General features: G+C 73.4%; 19 protein-coding genes and 1 pseudogene. 5 read left to right on the forward strand and 15 right to left on the reverse strand.

What is annotated here, in order from left to right:
- Positions 1-5: 5 nt before the first annotated feature.
- The gene (locus tag CUT83_RS16545; RefSeq protein WP_101256621.1) at positions 6-2,360 is read left to right on the forward strand and encodes an ABC transporter permease; all 2,355 of its coding nucleotides are present in this window, start codon (positions 6-8) and stop codon (positions 2,358-2,360) included.
- A 139-nt stretch (positions 2,361-2,499) separates the two neighbouring features.
- Here the strand turns inward: CUT83_RS16545 and CUT83_RS16550 are convergent, their stop codons facing one another.
- From CUT83_RS16550 to CUT83_RS16560, 3 genes are all read right to left on the reverse strand, one after another.
- Positions 2,500-3,222, reverse strand: coding sequence for a S1 family peptidase (locus tag CUT83_RS16550; RefSeq protein WP_165869402.1), 723 nt, complete (start codon positions 3,220-3,222; stop codon positions 2,500-2,502).
- 147 nt (positions 3,223-3,369) lie between these two features.
- Positions 3,370-3,744 (reverse strand): hypothetical protein, encoded by a 375-nt coding sequence (locus CUT83_RS16555; RefSeq protein WP_240957738.1) that lies wholly within the window; start codon positions 3,742-3,744, stop codon positions 3,370-3,372.
- The gene (locus tag CUT83_RS16560; protein WP_101256747.1) at positions 3,741-3,980 is read right to left on the reverse strand and encodes a hypothetical protein; all 240 of its coding nucleotides are present in this window, start codon (positions 3,978-3,980) and stop codon (positions 3,741-3,743) included. Before CUT83_RS16560 ends, CUT83_RS16555 begins: the two co-directional genes overlap by 4 nt.
- Before the next feature lie 174 nt (positions 3,981-4,154).
- Between CUT83_RS16560 and CUT83_RS16565 the strand changes: the two genes are divergently transcribed.
- Positions 4,155-4,985 (forward strand): helix-turn-helix domain-containing protein, encoded by an 831-nt coding sequence (locus CUT83_RS16565; protein WP_101256623.1) that lies wholly within the window; start codon positions 4,155-4,157, stop codon positions 4,983-4,985.
- Entirely contained in the window at positions 4,982-5,197 is a 216-nt protein-coding gene (locus CUT83_RS16570) for a DUF397 domain-containing protein (RefSeq protein WP_101256624.1), read from the forward strand. Before CUT83_RS16565 ends, CUT83_RS16570 begins: the two co-directional genes overlap by 4 nt.
- A gap of 90 nt (positions 5,198-5,287) precedes the next feature.
- On the opposite strand, the gene CUT83_RS16575 is transcribed toward CUT83_RS16570, so the two are convergent.
- The 3 genes from CUT83_RS16575 to CUT83_RS16585 all read right to left on the reverse strand — a co-directional run bounded on the left by CUT83_RS16575 (position 5,288) and on the right by CUT83_RS16585 (position 6,891).
- Positions 5,288-5,542, reverse strand: coding sequence for a Txe/YoeB family addiction module toxin (locus tag CUT83_RS16575; RefSeq protein WP_101256625.1), 255 nt, complete (start codon positions 5,540-5,542; stop codon positions 5,288-5,290).
- Entirely contained in the window at positions 5,539-5,799 is a 261-nt protein-coding gene (locus CUT83_RS16580; RefSeq protein WP_101256748.1) for a type II toxin-antitoxin system Phd/YefM family antitoxin, read from the reverse strand. The genes CUT83_RS16575 and CUT83_RS16580 overlap by 4 nt, the downstream gene beginning before the upstream one ends.
- Positions 5,800-5,928: 129 nt before the next feature.
- The gene (locus CUT83_RS16585) at positions 5,929-6,891 is read right to left on the reverse strand and encodes a helix-turn-helix transcriptional regulator (RefSeq protein ID WP_101256626.1); all 963 of its coding nucleotides are present in this window, start codon (positions 6,889-6,891) and stop codon (positions 5,929-5,931) included.
- Positions 6,892-6,984: 93 nt separating this feature from the next.
- Between CUT83_RS16585 and CUT83_RS16590 the strand changes: the two genes are divergently transcribed.
- A complete protein-coding gene (locus CUT83_RS16590; RefSeq protein WP_101256627.1) occupies positions 6,985-7,446 on the forward strand; it encodes a hypothetical protein in 462 nt (153 codons plus the stop codon).
- Between the two features lie 372 nt (positions 7,447-7,818).
- Here CUT83_RS16590 and CUT83_RS16595 read toward each other — a convergent pair whose 3' ends face one another.
- The 8 genes and pseudogenes from CUT83_RS16595 to CUT83_RS16635 form a co-directional block, all read right to left on the reverse strand.
- A complete protein-coding gene (locus CUT83_RS16595) occupies positions 7,819-8,040 on the reverse strand; it encodes a hypothetical protein (protein WP_101256628.1) in 222 nt (73 codons plus the stop codon).
- An 85-nt stretch (positions 8,041-8,125) separates the two neighbouring features.
- Positions 8,126-9,097 (reverse strand): CAF17-like 4Fe-4S cluster assembly/insertion protein YgfZ, encoded by a 972-nt coding sequence (ygfZ, locus tag CUT83_RS16600; RefSeq protein ID WP_101256629.1) that lies wholly within the window; start codon positions 9,095-9,097, stop codon positions 8,126-8,128.
- A gap of 9 nt (positions 9,098-9,106) precedes the next feature.
- Positions 9,107-9,610 carry a Fur family transcriptional regulator gene (locus tag CUT83_RS16605; RefSeq protein WP_101256630.1) on the reverse strand — a complete coding sequence of 168 codons (504 nt, stop codon included), beginning with the start codon at positions 9,608-9,610 and terminating at the stop codon, positions 9,107-9,109.
- Between the two features lie 168 nt (positions 9,611-9,778).
- A pseudogene (locus CUT83_RS16610) lies at positions 9,779-10,189 on the reverse strand (cytidine/deoxycytidylate deaminase family protein); the annotation flags it as partial.
- 123 nt (positions 10,190-10,312) lie between these two features.
- Positions 10,313-10,882 (reverse strand): heme-binding beta-barrel domain-containing protein, encoded by a 570-nt coding sequence (locus tag CUT83_RS16615; protein ID WP_101256632.1) that lies wholly within the window; start codon positions 10,880-10,882, stop codon positions 10,313-10,315.
- A gap of 358 nt (positions 10,883-11,240) precedes the next feature.
- Complete coding sequence (locus tag CUT83_RS16625; protein WP_101256634.1) at positions 11,241-12,221, reverse strand: hypothetical protein; 981 nt, start codon at positions 12,219-12,221, stop codon at positions 11,241-11,243.
- Complete coding sequence (locus tag CUT83_RS16630; RefSeq protein WP_194074714.1) at positions 12,218-13,120, reverse strand: hypothetical protein; 903 nt, start codon at positions 13,118-13,120, stop codon at positions 12,218-12,220. Before CUT83_RS16630 ends, CUT83_RS16625 begins: the two co-directional genes overlap by 4 nt.
- A complete protein-coding gene (locus tag CUT83_RS16635; protein ID WP_173915091.1) occupies positions 13,117-13,893 on the reverse strand; it encodes a hypothetical protein in 777 nt (258 codons plus the stop codon). Before CUT83_RS16635 ends, CUT83_RS16630 begins: the two co-directional genes overlap by 4 nt.
- 258 nt (positions 13,894-14,151) lie before the next feature.
- Between CUT83_RS16635 and CUT83_RS16640 the strand changes: the two genes are divergently transcribed.
- Positions 14,152-14,514 (forward strand): DsrE family protein, encoded by a 363-nt coding sequence (locus CUT83_RS16640; protein ID WP_093847175.1) that lies wholly within the window; start codon positions 14,152-14,154, stop codon positions 14,512-14,514.
- 147 nt (positions 14,515-14,661) lie between these two features.
- Here CUT83_RS16640 and CUT83_RS16645 read toward each other — a convergent pair whose 3' ends face one another.
- Complete coding sequence (locus CUT83_RS16645) at positions 14,662-14,949, reverse strand: DUF1416 domain-containing protein (protein WP_093847173.1); 288 nt, start codon at positions 14,947-14,949, stop codon at positions 14,662-14,664.
- Positions 14,950-14,954: the final 5 nt, after the last annotated feature.

The following is a 14,954-nucleotide window of genomic DNA, read 5'->3' on the forward strand; positions in this document are numbered from 1 at the left end:
ACGACGTGCGCGCCACCCTGCGCTGGGCCCACGCCGACCTGCGGGCGCACCGCGGCGAGGCGCTGTTCACCGTCCTGGCCACGGCCGGGATCGTCGCCTCCCTGCTGCTCGCCGGCGCGCTGTTCTCCTACACGGCCGACCCCTGGCAGCGGGTCTTCACCCAGTCCGAGGGCGCGCACGTGTGGATCCACACCCGCGACGGCGCCCAGCCCGGGCAACTGCGCGACCTGGAGGGTGTCACGGGCCTGTCCGGCCCCTTCCGCACCGCCCGCACCACCGTGGAACTGGGCGGCGCGCGGGCGACCGCGGAGCTGCGCGCCACCGGGCCCGAACCGCCGAAGGTGGGACGCCCGCTGGTCACCGCCGGCCGCTGGCCGGCGGCCGGAGCCGCCGACGAGATCGTCCTGGAGGGCTCCCTCGCCCGCGCCCTGTGGGCCGAACCCGGCGACACCCTCACCGCACGAGGGGCGCGCGGCACCGAGCACACGCTGCGCGTCACCGGCGTCGCCGACACCGCCGAGCCCCGCTACGCCCCCGGCGACACCCCCGGTATCGGCTGGCTGCCGAGAAAGGCCCTGGAGGCGATCCAGCCCGACCCCGAGCGCACCGGGCAGACCGTCGGACTGCGCCTGGCGGACCCCGGCGACACCGACTTCATGGTCCAGCGCGCCGTCACCGCCCTCGGCGCCGACCAGGTCTCGCAGGTCACCCGCTGGCAGCAGGCCCGCGCCGAGGCCGCCGGCGAGGGGCGGCTGCTCGGCCTGCTCCTGGCCCTCTTCGGACTCGGCGCGCTGCTGGCCGCCGCCCTGGCGGTCGCCGGGGCGATCAGCACCCGCGTCCACGGGCATCTGCGCGACATCTCCGTGCTGAAGGCCATCGGCTTCACCCCCGCCCAGGTCGTCCGCGTCTTCCTCGTCCAGCACCTGGGCTTCGCCCTCCTCGGCGTCGCCGGCGGAGCGGCCGGCACCGAACTGCTGGGCGCGCGCATCCCCGGCCGCATCGGCGAGGCGGTGGACGTGTGGCGGCAACTGCCCGGCCACACCTGGACGGTGCTGGCCACCACCGGCGCCTCCGTCCTCTTCATCGCCACCGCCACCTCGCTGGCCGCCTGGCGCGCCGGCCGGGTGCCGCCCGTACCGGTGGCGCGTACGGCCGTGCCGCGCGGACTGGGCCCGCTGACCCTGCCCGAGCGGCGCGCCCTGGGCCGGGACGCACCGCCCGCCCTCGTCCTCGGCTGGCGCGGCGCCTTCCCCGGCCGGGCCCGCTCGCTGGCCGCCGTCGGACGCCTGGCCGTGCCGCTGGCGATGATCACCGCCGCGCTGGGCGCCTGGGCCACCGTGGACCGCTTCCACGAGCACCCGGAGGAGGTCGGCCTGCCCGCCGCCCTCACCGTGCGCGACAACTCCCCGGACGGCTCCGGCTTCCCCGGCTCCTCCGAGGCCGGCCACCGCGCCCGCACCGAGCGGCTGCTGGCCGCGCACCCCGACGTCACCGCAGTCCACCCCGGCACGGAGGTCGAGGCCCTCGTCCCCGGCCAGACCGCCACCATCACCCTGCGCGGCCTGGGCACCGACGCCGACCCCTACCCGTTCGCCCTCGCCGAGGGCCGCCTCCCCGACGGCCCGGACGAGGCCGTCGCCGGGCAGGGGCTGCTCGACCTGCTGGACGTACGCGTCGGCGACTGGGTGCGGATGACCGTCCAGGGCCGCCCGCAGATCCTCCACATCACCGGCCGCTCCATCGAACCCGAGGACGGCGGCCGGGTGATCTCCACCTCCCTGGACAACCTCGACCTGGGCGACGGCCCGGGCCCGGCCGCGCCCGACGTCCACCACCTCGTCCTGCGCGAGGGCGCCGACGCCGGGGAGGTCGGCGCCGAACTGACCGCCTCCTTCGACGGGCGCCTGGAGGTCCGCGAACCGGCCAACCCCGCCGACGAACTGGCCGGAGTGCGCGGCGTCCTCGCCGGACTGATCGCCGTCCTCGCCCTGATCGGCCTGACCGAACTGTCCACCGTCCTCGGCGCCCGCGTCCGCGACCGGGGACGCGACCTGCTCGCCCTGAAGGCCATCGGCCTGACCCCGCGCCAGATAGCGGGCGTGATCACCGTCTCCACCGCCTTCACCGCCCTGGCCGCCGCCCTGGCCGGCACCGTGCTGGGGGCCGCCGCCGGACGGTGGCTGATCGACGCGCAGGGCCGCTCCAGCGGCATCGGCGCGGGCATAGCCCAGTACCCGCACCCCGGCGTCCTGCTGCTGGTGGCCGCCGCGGCCGTGTCGGGCGCGGTCGCGGTCTCGGCCGTCCCCGCCGCCCGCGCCTCCCGCCGCCGCATCGCCGACACCCTCAGCGAAACCCTCTGACCGGCCGGGCGTGACCGGCCGGGGCCGACCGCCCGGAGCCGGAAACGGGTCCTCCCCGCTCCGCCGAGGCGGAACGGGGAGGACCCGGAGGAAGAGACCGCCGTGAGAACGGACCGCCGTGAGAACGGACCGCGCGGGATCAGACGCCCGCGATCGACTGGATCCAGGAGCGGTAGGCCGTCACGTTGGTGTAGGCCGTGGTGGTCTGCCGGTCGCTGGTGGACGCGACGCCGACCTGGACGCCGTTCGCCATCATCGGGCCGCCGGAGTCACCGCCCGCGGTGATGCCGTCGCCGCGGCGGGCGCAGATCGCCGAACCGTAGTAGGCGTCATAGCAGCCGCCGGTCACGATCACGTTCGCGACCTTCAGGTACCGCGACTGGCAGTTGGCCTCGGAGCCGCACCGGGAGGTGGCGCCCCAGCCGTAGACCTGCACGGTCTGGTTGACCCGCACCGAACCCGGCTGCCCCAGGCGGGCGTAGGTCGCCGAGACCGAGCGGTCCAGGCGGACCAGCGACAGGTCCGAGGAGGAGTGGTTGTAGATCTGGGTGCCGTTGGCGACGGTGCCGCCGCTGTGCTGGTCGAGGCTGCCGATGCGGAACGACAGCCCGCCGCCGCTGACGCAGTGCTTGGCGGTGAGGATCCAGGTCGGCGCGATGATCGTCGCGGAGCACGTCTCACGGCCGTTGGAGAACAGCCGCGCGGCCCAGGGCGCGTTCTGCGCGTACCCGCCGCCGATGATCGGCTGCGGTCCGCCGCTGCCGGGCGCGTCCTTGGCGGACGCGGCCGGGGCCAGCACGAAGAGGGAGAGAACGGCGGCCATGGCCGCGATCAGAGCGGGGACGAGCCTGGTTATTCGCAAGGGGTGCCTCGCTTCCGGATACACGCGGTGGTTCGCGTGTCGCCTGTGGGGGAGGCACCAGGATTCCCGCAAGCGGAACGGGCTGGGTACTACCACTTGGCCATAACACGGTGTTATGGCCCGGGGTTTCGCAGCCTTGAGGGCGACTCAGAGGTAGATCTGCCGCCCGCAGTCGCGGCAGCGGACCTTGCCGCCGAGCCTCCCGATCCGCCGGTGCCCGCACGCGACGGTCCCCGTAGCGCCGCCTGCGCCGCCCGTTCCGCCCGGCGGCTCGTCCCGGCCGTGGGACTGGAGGCGCACCATGTGGTCCAGCCCCGCGATGCACGGGCCGCACGCGTACACGTCGCCCGCCGCGCCGGGAGTGCGCACCGAACCGATCCACAGCACGCGCACGCCCTCGCGGCGGCAGTACAGCCAACAGCCGCCCGTGGTCCAGCCGTTGGCGTCGTCGGTGTGCGCCGGCAGCGGCCACCCGTCACGCCACGGGCGCTCGACGGCCGGGGTGAACGGGAGTGCCGTCACACCGCACTCCTCTTGGCGCCCCGCTCGATGACGGCCGCCAACTCCCGTGCCACCGGCGCGGAGCACTCGCCGAGGACCACCATCGCGTAACCGGCCGCCCCGTCCGCGCGCACGGGGGTGCGGACGTCCACGGCCGGGAACCGGATCCCCGCCCGCCGCAGCGCCTCGGCGAGCGCGTCGCGGGCCGCCTCCGCCTCCCCGGTTCGTTGCTCCCCAACCTGATCCGAGTCCTTCATCACCATATGGTGTGATCCCTCCACCGTATCCCTGTGCGAGAAGCGACAGCGCGACTACCGTCGGTCGCGTTCGCTTTACGAGCATGAACCGGAGTGGAGCGCGAACACCCGTGGCCGGGAAGCCCTTCCCGGCCGCCCGGCGCCGCTTCCACACATTCCACGGAGGGGGACGGAATGCCGCCGAGAAGAGTGGTCACGGGCCGCAGCCAGGAGCCGCGCCGGCGGTTCGCCGAGGAGTTGCGCACCCTGCGCACCGAACGCGGCGACAGCCTGCGGAAGCTGGGTGAGGCCCTGGGCTGGGACTGGTCGCTGTTCGGCAAGATGGAGAGCGGCCACACCATCGGCAGCCCGGACGTCGCCCAGGCTCTCGACCAGTACTACGGCACCCCGGGCCTGCTGCTGGCCCTGTGGGAACTGGCGGCCGGGGACGCCACCCAGTTCCGCGAGAAGTACCGCCGCTTCATGGCACTCGAGGGCGAGGCGGTGAGTATTCAGACCTACTCGCCCAGCCTCATGCCGGGCTTGCTCCAGAGCGAGGAGTACGCCCGCGAACTGCTGATGCTGGGCGGTCTGGACCCTGGCAGCGAACTGGATCAGCAGGTGGCTGCACGGATGAGCCGTCGGGATGTGCTGACGGGTGACGGCGCACCCCAGCTCCGCGCGATCCTCGACGAGGCGGTCCTGCGCCGCCCGCTGCCGAGCATCGAGGCATGGCGCGGTCAGTTGAAGCACCTGGAGGAGATGACGAGACGGCGGAACGTGACGGTCCAGGTGCTTCCCTTCTCCGCGGGCCTGTGCGAGCTGGTCAACACGGACACCTGGCTCCTGCGGCTACTGGACGGCCGAACGGTCGCCTGGGTGGAGACGGGCTACAACGGGGAGTTGGTCGAGGAAGCGGCCAAGGTCGAGCGGCTCCAGGTCGATTACGATCGGCTGCGCGACAAGGCCCTTACCCCGCGCGACTCGGCGGAGTTCCTACTCCGACTCCTGGAGGAACTTTCATGACCACCTCCCCGCACGAGATAACCGCCGCACGGTGGCGCAAGTCCAGCTACAGCAACCAGGACGGAGGCGCCTGCGTCGAGGTTGCCGACAACCTTCCCGGCACCGTCCCCGTGCGCGACAGCAAGACCCCGCACGGCCCGGCCCTCGCCTTCGCCCCGGACACCTGGGTGTCGTTCCTCACCGCCGTCAAGGACGACCGGCTCGCCGGCTGAGCCGAACCAGCGGGTGCTGCCTGCGGGAGTGGCCCGGGGACGGAAGTGGTAGAGCCGCGCTGGACCGCCCCCCGGCCTTCACGCCCGAGCTCAATAGTGGTAGCGGGCCTGGACCACGATGAGTTCATCGCCTCTGACCCGGTAGACGAGCCGGTGTTCCTCGTCGATCCTCCGGGACCAGTAACCGCTGAGGTCGCCCTTGAGCGGTTCCGGTTTGCCGATGCCTCCGAAGGGGTCTCGCTTGCTCTCCTCGATGAGCCGGTTGACACGTCTGGTCATACGGCGGTCCGTCTCGGACCAGTGGACGTAGTCAGCCCATCCGTGCTCGGTGAATACGATCTTCACTCGGCGTCGTCGACCTCGATCAGCTCACGAGGCGAGACCCGGCCTTCTTCGGCCTCTGCGATCGACTCGGCCAGACGGCGGGCGTTCGCGGGTGAACGCAGGAGGTAGATCGTCTCCTGCCAGGAGGCGAAGTCCTCCTCCGACAGCAGTACGGCGTTCCCGTTGCGGGACGTGATGTGCACGGGAGCGCGATCGTTGTTGACCTGCTCGATCAGGGGAAACAGGTTCCTGCGAGCCTCGCTGGCGGTGATGGACACGGTCACCCCTCTCTTCGTGTGGTACAAGAAACGGTACCACTCGCTGTTGTGTGGGGCCAGTCGCGCCCATGAGTCGCCGGATACGGTCCTTTCGCGTTGCGGCCGTGGTGGCCGCAGGGCGCGCGGGTGTCAGGCGCCGTCGTACAGGGAGTGGATCTCCGTTGCCGCGCGGGCCAGTTCCGCGCGGGCCTCGGGTGGGGTGAGCACCTCCACGTCGGCGCCGAACTGGAGGAGCTGGCGGACCGCCGGGAGGACCGGGTAGTCGAACTCGGCGCGCGCCCAGCCCGCTTCGTCCGGGGCGGAGGGCTCGCCCGCGAGGTGTGCGCCCGCGATGCGCACCACCATGTCCAGCCGTCCACGCCGCACCCGCGCCGTGATCCGGACGCCGCCGGGACGGTCCTCCACCTCGCGTCGCAACTCCGCCCACACCTGAGCCAGTTCCACGCCCTCGCGGCGCCGCACCGGCGACTCGGCGACGGCGAGGTCCGACAGCCGGTCGGCGCGGAACAACCGGCCGCGCCCGCGGTGGTCGGCCACCAGGTACCAGGTGCCGGCCTTGGCGACCAGCCCGTAGGGATCGACGGTGTAGGTGCGCGCCTTTTCCCGGCCGCCGTGCCGGTAGCGGATGCGCAGCCGCCGGTCGGTGAGGACGGCGGCGTGCAGTGGCTCCAGGTCCACGGCCGGGCGCGGTGGCGCCAGCCACCGCTCGGGATCGACCAGTACGCGGCGGCTGGTCAGTTCGGCCGCCGGGCGGTGCGGTGCGGGGAGGGCGGCCATCACCTTGCGCAGCGCGGAGGCGAGCGCCCCGTCCAGTCCCAGAGCGGAGTGCGCACCCCGCCCCGCCAGGACGAACAGGGCCCGCGCCTCGTCGGCGGTCAGCCCGGTGACGTCCGTGCGGAAGCCGGGCAGCAGGGCGATGCCGCCGTGTCGGCCGCGCTCGGCGTACACCGGGACCCCGGCGGCCGACAGGGCCTCGATGTCGCGGTGGACGGTGCGCACCGACACCTCCAGGCGTTCGGCGAGCTCCGCGGCCCGCACCCGGCCGCGGGTCTGGAGGAGCAGGAGGATCGACAGCAGCCGGTCGGACTTCACACCGCCGAGTGTGTCCGGAAAACATGACGGCGGCTGTCAGGTTATGGGGCCAGTCTGCGGCCGTACGTGCGGTGCGGACGGACGGAGGAGCCCATGAGCAACGGGAACGGCCCGGTCGCGGCCGGAGGGGATGAGAAGGCAGGTGGAAGGGCAGGACGGGACGCCGGTCCCCCGGTCCGTCGCCTGCTCGCCCTGGACGCGGCCGGGATGGCCGTCGTCGGGCTCGTCTACCTGGCCGCCGCCGCGCCGCTGGGCAGGGTGCTGGGGCCGGGTACGGCGGTGGTGGCTGCGGTGGGCGCGGGGATGCTGGCGGGCGGGGGAGCGGTCGGCCTGGTGGCGCGGCCGCCGTACGTCCGGCCGGGGGCGGTGCGTGCGGTGGCCGCCTGCGGGTTCGGCCGGCTCGCGCTCAGTCTGGCCGTCCTGGCGTCCGGCCTGCCGGACCTCACCGCGATGGGGAAGGCGTGGACCGTGGTGCAGACGGTCCCGGTGGGCGTCCTCGCCGTGCTCCAGGCCAGGGCGGCGGCCGCCGTCAGCGGCGGGGGGCGCCCCGCCTGACCTGCCGGGAGCGGTCGCGCCTGCGGCGCGAGGGGTTCGACGGCCGCTTCCTGCCGCCGCCGCCGTCCCGTCCCGGGCCCTCGCCCTTGGCGGCGCGGGACGCACCGGCCGTGTCGGCGGCAGGGGCGGTGTCGGCGTCGAACGGCGGCTCTCCGGTCTCCTCCGCCTCGTCGTAGTCCGGGATGTCTCCGAAGTCCGGTGCCTGGAAGGGGTTCCGGGCCGGTGGCCGGGCCGCCGCCTTGGGGGTCGTGGGCGCCTGGTCGGGAGCGGAGAACAGTTCGGTGGTGTCGATGGGGAGATCTGCCTCTCGGGGCGGAAACGTGGTGTGGGGGGAGGCGGCCGGCCGCCGTGCGGCGGCCGTGCGCGGCGGCCTCAGAGAGCGTTCAGCTTGAGGTACGGGCTGAGGATCCGCACCTGCTTGGACCCGAAGTCGACGAGTACCGCGACGCCTTCCTCGACGGTGACGATCCGGCCGAGGCCGTACGTGTCGTGGGTGACCCGCTCGCCCTCGGCGAAGTGCTTGTCGGGCGGTGCGACAGGGGCTTTGAAGGGGCTGGTGGGCAGGTGGCGCCGGGCTACGGCCGATTTTGTCATTAACGCCAGTATGCACCCGGCGGTCGGGCTCGCGCCCCTGCGTGCCGCTTCCACTTCCCGGGCCGCACCGCCCGCCGGGGCACGCTCACGGCTCGACGACGGTCTCCTGGGCAGCGGCCGTGTCGCCTGCGAGCAGCTCCGCGTCCACGGGGACGTTCCGCTTCACCAGGGCCAGGGCGATCGGGCCCAGCTCGTGGTGGCGGGCCGAGGTGGTGACGAAACCGAGCTGCCGCCCCTCCTCGCCGTCCTTGGCCAGCCGCACGGGCGTGCCGTGGCCGGGCAGGTGCACCTCGCTGCCGTCCAGGTGGAGGAAGACCAGCCGGCGCGGCGGCTTCCCCAGGTTGTGGACGCGCGCCACGGTCTCCTGGCCCCGGTAGCAGCCCTTCTGCAGGTGGACGGCCGTGCCGATCCAGCCCAGCTCGTGCGGGATGGTGCGGTGGTCGGTCTCCAGACCCAGCCGGGGCCGGTGCGCCTCGACGCGCAGCGCCTCCAGCGCCAGCACGCCGACCGCCGGGCCCAGGGAGGCGGCGTAGGACTCCAGCTCGCCGCGCGGCAGGAACAGGTCCCGCCCGTACGCCGTCTCGCGGACGGCCACGCCCTCGGGCGCATCGGCGATGGAGCCCGCCGGGAGGTGCACCACGGCGTACTCCGCCGTGGCGTCGGCGACCTCGACCCGGTAGAAGAACTTCATGCTCTCCAGGTAGGCGATCAGCGCCTCCTTGGTGCCCGGCTCGACGTGCATCCAGGTCGTGGCGCCGTCGTCCACCAGATAGAGCGCGTGCTCGATGTGGCCGTTGGCGGAGAGGATCAGCGCCTCGGTGGCGTGGCCGGGCTCCAGCTCGCTGACGTGCTGGGTGATCAGCAGGTGGAGCCAGCTCAGCCGGTCCTCGCCGGTGACGGTGACCACACCGCGGTGCGAGAGGTCGACCACTCCGCCGCCGTCGGCGAGCGTGCGCTGCTCGCGGAAGAGGTCGCCGTAGTGCGCGGCGACGCCTTCGTCCGGCGCCTCGGCCGGGACGGCGCCGGGCAGCGACAGCAGGGGGCTCTTGTACGACATGCGGCCAGCCTACGACCCGGAGCCGTCCGCGCTCCCGTCCGCGTCCCCCTCGGTGTCCTCCGCCCCGGTGTCCTCCACCGCGTTTCCCCCGGCGGCCCGCCCGGCGCAGTCGCGGCAGCGGCCGAAGATCGCGAAGTGCTTCATGTCCGTGTCGAAGCCGAACTCCTCCCGCAGCCTGCCGGTGAAGTCGGCGGCGAGCGCGATGTCGGCCTCGATCACCGTGGTGCAGTCCCGGCACACCAGATGCATGTGGTCGTGCCGGTCCGCCAGGTGGTACGTGGGAGCGCCGTGGCCCAGATGGGCGTGGCTGACCAGCCCCAGCTCCTCCAGGAGCTCCAGCGTGCGGTAGACGGTGGAGATGTTCACGCTCCCCGCCGTGCGCCGCACCTCGGCGAGGATGTCGTCCGGAGTGGAGTGCTCCAGCTTGTCCACGGCTTCCAGCACGAGCTGGCGCTGCGGCGTCAGCCGGTATCCGCGTCTGCGTAGGTCGCTCTGCCAGTCGGTGCTCACCACAGTGGCCAGTGTAGGAGGGGCGCCGGGAATGCGGACGGAATCGGTGTTGCCGGAGGCCCGGCCCCGGCCGGGGCTTCAGCCCGCACCGGGCGGCGCGGTCTCCCCGGCCCTCGGTTCGGTGCCCGGCCCGGTGGCCGGTTCGGTGGCCGGTTCGGTGTCCGGTGCGGTGTCGAGCTGGTGGTCGGCCCAGACGTAGCTCTCGGGCAGCAGGTCGGCCACGGGGACGGCCCGGGCCCCTTCGCCGCCGGGGGCGCCGACGATGACCTTCAGCGTGGGGAAGTAGTCGAGAAGCGCCTGGCGGCACCGTCCGCACGGAGGGACGATCCCCCGGTCGCGGTCGCCCACGGCGACGACGGTGTCCAGTTCGTAGATCCCCTGGGCGGCCGCCGTGCCGATGAGGACCAGTTCGGCGCAGGGTCCTCCGGTGAAGTGGTAGGCGTTCACCGCGGTGACGATCCGGCCGTCGCGGGCGCGGGCCGCGGCGGCCATGGTGTGGTTGTCGCCCCGGCAGCGAGTGCGGGCCACCCGGGCCGCGGCCTGGACGAGTTCACGGTCGACCGGGTGGGCCTGGGTGGTCATCTCTCCGCCTTCGTCGGGTACCGGACGAAGGCTGCCCCGGGCGGCGGGGGCGCGCAAGCGGATATCGGCGCCGCCCGGGCCCGCCCGGGGAAACGGGGAGTGGTCTGCCTGTGAGGAAGCGGCCTACTTGAAGAAGGCGATCCCGTCGTCCGGGAGGTCCTTGAGGTCCTTGGCCCACTCGCTGGGGTCGACGACCTTCTTCAGGTGCGCCGACATGTACGGGCGCAGCGGGCGCTCCGGGTCCGGGGTGGCCAGCTCGCCGACCCACATCAGGTCGCCCTTGACGTAGCCGTACAGCCGCTTGCCGCCGGAGTACTCGCCGGCCGAGGACAGCCGGGCGAAGGCGTCCGTGACCAGGTCGATCTGCGGCTTCTGCTCGGCCATCTCGCCGTGCCAGACCTCGACGATGCCCCGGTCGCGGGCCATGACGGCCTCGACCCGGCGCTCCGCGTCGATCCTCCAGTAGCCGCTCTCGCTCTCCAGCGGGCGGACCTTCTCGCCCTTGTCGTCCAGCTCCCAGGTACGCGAGACGTACTCCAGGAAGTCCCGGCCGTCGTGGGAGAAGGTGACCTCCTGGCCGAAGTTGCACTGCTCGCGGTCCGGGAAGTCCGCGACGCCCGCGCCCGCCCAGTCGCCCAGGAGGAACGCGAGGGGGACGAGGTCCGGGTGCAGGTCGGACGGAATCTCGATCATGGGGTGCTCAGACGATCTGTCGAGGGCGTGTGGTCTGCGGTGCGGCCCGGGCCCAGGCCGTACGCGTGGCCCAGGTTATGGGACGGAACGGGTCAGCGCTGGCCCTGGTAGAGCTTCTTCACGGTCAGGCCCGTGAACGCCAGGACGCCGATACAGACCAGGACCAGCAGGGCGGTGAAGAATGCCTCAAGCACGGGAGCGCTCCTCGGGGGCTCGGCACGGACGTACGGGCCGGTGGGCGGCCCGCCGACGAGTCTAGTCGGCCCGTGGCGGGGCGTTGCTGTGAGGTGCGCCGCCCCGCCACGGGGCCGGTCCCGGCGGGCTCCGGGGCTCAGCCCAGGAGCTGGACCCGGCAGGCTCAGCCCAGGAGCTGGGCCTGGAGGATCACCGTCTGCCGGAACGGCACCGCGGGAGCCGTCCCCCTCCGGGTCTGGACGATCAGGGCCACGGTGTCGCCGGCGAGCAGGTAGGCCTGGCGGGTGTGGGTCTCACCGCGGGGCTTGGGCTCGTCGTACACCTCGATCTCGACGTTCTCCGGTACGGCCTTCGACGGCCAGCTCTCGTCCAGCTCCGAACCCGGTGCCCTGTCCAGCGTCAGCCCCGGGGCCAGGCCGCCGTACACCGCGTCGGTGTAGAAGTCGTCCGCGACGGCGCCGCTGTTGAACCGCAGCAGGTGGACGCTGGTGCGGGTGCCGTCCGGCATGACCCAGCCGCGGGCGGCGATGTGCCGTACGGCGTCGTCCGCCAGCCGCTGCCGCAGCTCCTCGTGCTCGCCCTTCGCGTAGAGGCCGGTGTACTCCTCGACCGTGACCCAGCCGCCCTTCGCCGGGGGGAGTCCGCCGTCCTTCCCGTCCTTACCGTCCTTCCCGTCCTCCTCGGCCCCTTCGGGCGGGGGGATCAGCAGTTCGCGCAGGTCGGCGTGGTGGACTTCCCCCTCGTTGCCCTGCGCGAAGGGGCGCGGGGAGCCGGAGGGGAGGGCGGGCAGCGTGAGCCGCGGGTACTCCCAGCGCCCGTCGCTCTCGGTGGCCAGGCCCGGCACCTCGTGGCGTTCCAGCCGCGTGATGCCGTAGGCGGTGCCCGCGCAGAACACGCCGAAGACCGTCACGGCGGCCGTCCATCGGCCGACGGCCCGCAGGACGCGGGCCGACGGGCGGCGGCGCTTCGTCGGCGCGGGGGGAACGGGCACGGCCGGAACGGGGGCCGGGGGAGCGGACGGCTGGGGAGGCACGGCGGCCGCCTGCGCGGTCTGCGCGGTCCGCGCCGCCCCGGTGCTCGGCTCCGCCTGCGGCGGGACGGCGGGCGCGGCCGGCTCCGGCCGGTCTGTCACGGGCTCGGTCATACGTACTCCCCGGGGGACACCAGGTGGTCGAGCTGGTCCTTCAGCAGTTCGGCGGCGTCCTTCCCGCGGAAGGGCTTGACGCCGTCGGCCTGGAACGAGATCAGGTACTCGTCCTGGTAGGCGGTGCAGAACATCGTCTCCAGTTCGGAGTCGCCGTCCTTGGGCGGCAGGAAGCACCGCGCGTTCTTGTGGCCCTTGATACTCGGGCCGTCGCGGAAGACCGACAGGGCGTCGGCCAGCCCGGACTGGAAGCGGCTCAGGTCCTTGACGCCCTTCTCGTTCTTCATGCGCGAGATCTGGATCTCGGCCGTGAACTCGTCGTCGTACGAGGCGTACGTACGCATCACGATGCCCTGGACGCGCAGCTTCTCCACGAACTCGCGGTGCCGGCGGCGCTCCCTGCCCGGCAGGTCCTTGCCGCTCTGGCGCAGCAGGGCCTGGGCCTGCCTGCCGCTGAGTTCGGTGTCGTTGCCGAACTCGGAGACGTCCGGGCCGAGCCGGAAGTCCTCGGGGACCGGCAGCAGCTTCTTGCGCAGCTCGCCGTCGGTGCGGCCCTCCCTGGGGTCCGGTGCCGGATCGTCCTCGGAGGGGTCCTTCGCCGGCTTCTCCCAGATCTTCGTGGGGGCCGAGACGTCGGCGGCCTCCACGGTGGCCTTGGTGTAGGCCAGTCCGCCGCCGGCCGCGCCGAGCACCAGGGCGGCGGACAGCAGGGGGAGGAGGACGCGGCGGAGCCGGCCCGCCCCGCCCTTTCCGGTGGTCGGCGGCCCGTCCGGAGCCGCGGCGGGGGGCGCCTCCGGGGCGGCTCCCGGCTCCGGAGCGGGGGTGGGTGCGGCCGGCGGTGCGGCCGGGGGCTCGGCAGGGGCACCGTCGGTGCCGTTCCGGTTCTCCTGGTCGCTCACAGCCGCTCCAGCTGCCGCTCGGCCAGGGACCTGATGTCGCGCTTGGCGATCGGCTTGGTGTCGTAGATCCAGATGTCCATCATGATGTCGCCGCGCTGGGCGATGGCCCGGGCCCGGTACATCGGGAGGTAGCCGGACTCGCGGTGGGGTTCGTCGAAGACGTAGTAGCGGCCGTTGCCCGACCCCTTCAGCGCGGTGCCGTCGTTGCCCGCGTGGTCTTCGTCGGACATGTACTCCTGCTGGCCCTGGGCGTGTTCGAGGGCGGACCGGCTCTTCTCCTCGCGGAACTGCACGAGGTTGACGTTCACCGTCCGGTACCTGCCCTGCTCCCAGCCGGTGCTCGCGACGCGGCGCAGGTCCCCGCCGGTCAGGTAGGTGAACATGTACTCGGGGTTCTCGAACTCCCGGGCGTAGGCGGACGGCGAGAGCCAGCCGTCGATGTCGGGGCTCAGCTCGAGCTCGCGGGCGCCCTCGGGCCGGTCCAGGAGCAGCTTGCGCAGATCGCCGTCCGTGCGCACCCGCCGGTCCTCCTCGGCGGTCAGCGGCTCGGGCGCCTCGTCCTCGGGCAGCGGCTTCTGCGGGTACGACAGCTTCGCCTGGGACAGCGGGGGCAGCGGGGTGGGCGCGCGGTCGGCCTGGACGGTGTAGCCGCCCGCGAGGCCGCCGACGGCGCCGAGCAGGGCGGCGCAGGCCAGCAGCAGGGCCGTACGGCCGCGGCGGCGGCGCGGCCGCTCCCGGGCCGGTGGCGGGGGCTGTGCCGCGGGCTGGGACACGGGCTGTGCCGTGGGGGGTGCCTCCGGCGGAAGCGGGGGCGGGGAGCCGGCCGGGAGAGCCTGCGCGGGCTCGGGCGCGGATGCCGGCTCGGGTGCGGGCTCGGGAGGTTCCGCCGGTGTCGGCGGGGGCGTGGACATGAAATCTCCTCACACGTTTGTCAGTTCGCTGACAAGAACGCGGGGAAGAAGGTTGTGCCCGAGCCGGTCACGATCGGATTGCGGTACGCACCACGGGCTACCGTGGTCCGCATGGCAGCTGTGTCGAAGAAGCTCGTGATCAAGGTGACGGCCGGGGCGGACGCGCCCGAGCGGTGCTCGCAGGCCTTCACGGTGGCGGCGGTGGCCGTGGCCAGCGGGGTGGAGGTGTCGCTCTGGCTGACCGGGGAGTCGGCGTGGTTCGCGCTGCCGGGCCGGGCGGCGGAGTTCGAGCTGCCGCACTCCGCGCCGCTGCCCGATCTGCTCGACGGTGTCCTGGCGGGCGGGCGGATCACCCTGTGCACCCAGTGCGCGGCGCGGCGCGGGATCGAGGAGAAGGACGTGATCGAGGGCGTCCGCATCGCCGGGGCCCAGGTGTTCGTCAGCGAGATCACGGGCGAGGGTGTGCAGGCCCTCGTCTACTGAGCGCCCGCCCGGCACCTGTTCCCGCCGGCGTGCGCCGGACATCCGCGTCCGGACAGGACGGAGGCCGTGCCCCGCACAAGGTGTCCAACCCCCGGGGCACGGCCTCCGTACGTCACACGGCCGTCGGCGGCCGTCACGCGGTCACGGTCACACCGCGATGGGAACCTCCACCAGGCCGCCCTGCTGGGCGACGACGGTGCGGTCCGCGGTGCCGCCCGGCACCAGGGCGCGCACGGTCCAGGTGCCCTCGGCGGCGTAGAAGCGGAACTGGCCGGTGGCGGAGGTGGGGACCTCGGCCGTGAACTCGCCGGTGCCGTCCAGCAGCCGGACGTACCCGGTGACGGGCTCGCCGTCGCGGGTCACCTGGCCCTGGATCGTCGTCTCACCGGGCTTGATGGAGGAGGCGTCGGGGCCGCCTGCCTGTGCTCCGCACATGTCGG

It is taken from the genome of Streptomyces barkulensis (genome assembly GCF_002843305.1).
Taxonomy (GTDB): Bacteria; Actinomycetota; Actinomycetes; order Streptomycetales; family Streptomycetaceae; genus Streptomyces; species Streptomyces barkulensis.

Coding starts and splice junctions, on each gene's coding strand:
- CUT83_RS16570 (WP_101256624.1), top strand. CDS start 4,982: ATGACCACCTCCCCGCACGAGATAACCGCCGCACGGTGGCGCAAGTCC.
- CUT83_RS16615 (WP_101256632.1), bottom strand. CDS start 10,882: ATGATCGAGATTCCGTCCGACCTGCACCCGGACCTCGTCCCCCTCGCG.
- CUT83_RS16595 (WP_101256628.1), bottom strand. CDS start 8,040: ATGACAAAATCGGCCGTAGCCCGGCGCCACCTGCCCACCAGCCCCTTC.
- CUT83_RS16625 (WP_101256634.1), bottom strand. CDS start 12,221: ATGACCGAGCCCGTGACAGACCGGCCGGAGCCGGCCGCGCCCGCCGTC.
- ygfZ (WP_101256629.1), bottom strand. CDS start 9,097: ATGTCGTACAAGAGCCCCCTGCTGTCGCTGCCCGGCGCCGTCCCGGCC.
- CUT83_RS16590 (WP_101256627.1), top strand. CDS start 6,985: ATGAGCAACGGGAACGGCCCGGTCGCGGCCGGAGGGGATGAGAAGGCA.
- CUT83_RS16565 (WP_101256623.1), top strand. CDS start 4,155: ATGCCGCCGAGAAGAGTGGTCACGGGCCGCAGCCAGGAGCCGCGCCGG.
- CUT83_RS16645 (WP_093847173.1), bottom strand. CDS start 14,949: ATGTGCGGAGCACAGGCAGGCGGCCCCGACGCCTCCTCCATCAAGCCC.
- CUT83_RS16560 (WP_101256747.1), bottom strand. CDS start 3,980: ATGAAGGACTCGGATCAGGTTGGGGAGCAACGAACCGGGGAGGCGGAG.